Consider the following 1,630-nt stretch of genomic DNA (forward strand, 5'->3'; position numbering starts at 1 on the left):
TTTGTGGGTGGCGATTTTGTGCGCGTCACCCAAAAGTCAGGGTGAATGGCGCTGCTGCCTGCTCAATGGCACTCACCACATGAGGCGCCTGTTCCCGATATTGTGGATAGCGCGCTAGTACCGCTTCAACCGAGGCAAGCAATCGCTGAATGCGCGCCCTCGGCTGCTCGATCTCACAGGTGTGGGCAAACTCCAGCAATCCCTGTCGCGAGGCAAACATCGACTTGTTGCCCGCCAGATCCAGAGCCAGCACATCCTCCGGAATATAAGCCGTGGTGTTGACGATGTCATAAGCCGGCGCCAGGCGCGCGTCGCGCTGAGTGGGTTCGGAGTAAAGCAATCCAAAGTTTTTCAAATGAGCGTCGCCATTCCCGACAATGCAGCTCAAGGCAACGCCATCGAAAAGTTGATCAAGTGATGCGCGTACATGCTCGGCCGGGCAGTACACACGGATGGCCTTGGCAATTGCCGCATAGCTTTTGCTGTACTTCTGGCTGGCCGACAACCCCATCAACACTGCCATGTCTTCAAAACCGATCGGGTTGAGCTGATCGTCGCGGTCAAAGCGGCGCATGACGAACAGCTTGGCATTATCGGAAATGTAAAACGGCGGAACGGGAATACCCGCTTCTTTCGCCATGGACATACAAAGGAATTCGTTGACTGCCAGACCGGGAAATTCGTCTCGGCCACTTTTGATAATCAAGTCTGAGGTTTTCGAGGTCACGCGGGGTAACGCGGCTTCCTGTTGTTCCGGAACCAGCAATTTTGGCTGAACACCCGAAATGCCTGCTCGCAGAATGTAACGATCCATCAGGCCGGCGAAAATATCTTCCGTGCCGTCCCACGTCAGAATCTCCTCAAGTTTTTCTCCTGGAAATTGTTGTTCTTCCAGCAAGGCATCAACCGTTTCAGAGCGCACTTGAACCCTGCCAATGGGAGAGGTGCTACCGGAGAGCGCCAGCAACAGCATCGGGTCGACATTCACGGTCTTGGCCAGGCGATTACGCAGTTGCTCCAGCACGTAGCCTTCCGGCAGGTTCATCTGAAAAACAGGGTGGAGCTCGCGTCGGCGAAACTCGTCATGCCGCACTGGCATCGACAGACTGATAGCCACATCTGGCAATGCATCGTCGTGATAACGGAACGTGAAGTCCTCGCCATCGCTGAAAAGCCTGCCACTATGCCCCTCAGGCGTACTGACTTTGAGAGAGGTCATTTTCATTCGAATAAATCCCCAAGCTCTTCAAGGGTTGGCATGGCGGCCGGGACGACAGCGAGTTCGCAATCCAGTGCACCGAGCACGCGCGCATAGGCGATCATGCCAACAGAAAGGGTGCCTTTTTCTACGGCGATGACCTTGTATCGTGTCAGCCCGGCGAGGTCGGCAAGCTGAGCTTGGGTCAGGCCTCGGCGAATACGCTTTTCGCGCAACTGGTCGCCAAGGCGAGCGATCAACAAAAAATAATCCATGTGCTGCTACCGGAACATAAATATATGAATGTTACGTTAGCACAACGTTGTGGAAGATGGTGTTTCGTAGGCCTACCGCAGACGTGTGGCAATGATCGCATCAAGGCAATTCAAATTCCCGAACACCCACCTGGTGATGCACGGTTCCTCGTCGGTG

At 54.6% G+C, this 1,630-nt stretch carries 2 protein-coding genes; both read right to left on the minus strand.

What is annotated here, in order from left to right; genetic code table 11:
* Positions 1 to 25: 25 nt before the first annotated feature.
* Complete coding sequence (locus ACM6JM_RS15990; RefSeq protein ID WP_210710202.1) at positions 26 to 1,225, minus strand: type II toxin-antitoxin system HipA family toxin; 1,200 nt, start codon at positions 1,223 to 1,225, stop codon at positions 26 to 28.
* On the minus strand, positions 1,222 to 1,473 hold the full coding sequence (locus tag ACM6JM_RS15995; protein ID WP_039767977.1) for a helix-turn-helix domain-containing protein: 252 nt from the start codon (positions 1,471 to 1,473) through the stop codon (positions 1,222 to 1,224). The genes ACM6JM_RS15990 and ACM6JM_RS15995 overlap by 4 nt, the downstream gene beginning before the upstream one ends.
* Between the last annotated feature and the right edge of the window lie 157 nt (positions 1,474 to 1,630).

The sequence above is a fragment of the Pseudomonas sp. IT-P2 genome, from assembly GCF_949767575.1.
Classification (GTDB): domain Bacteria; phylum Pseudomonadota; class Gammaproteobacteria; order Pseudomonadales; family Pseudomonadaceae; genus Aquipseudomonas; species Aquipseudomonas pharyngis.

Coding starts and splice junctions, on each gene's coding strand:
- ACM6JM_RS15990 (WP_210710202.1), bottom strand. CDS start 1,225: ATGAAAATGACCTCTCTCAAAGTCAGTACGCCTGAGGGGCATAGTGGC.
- ACM6JM_RS15995 (WP_039767977.1), bottom strand. CDS start 1,473: ATGGATTATTTTTTGTTGATCGCTCGCCTTGGCGACCAGTTGCGCGAA.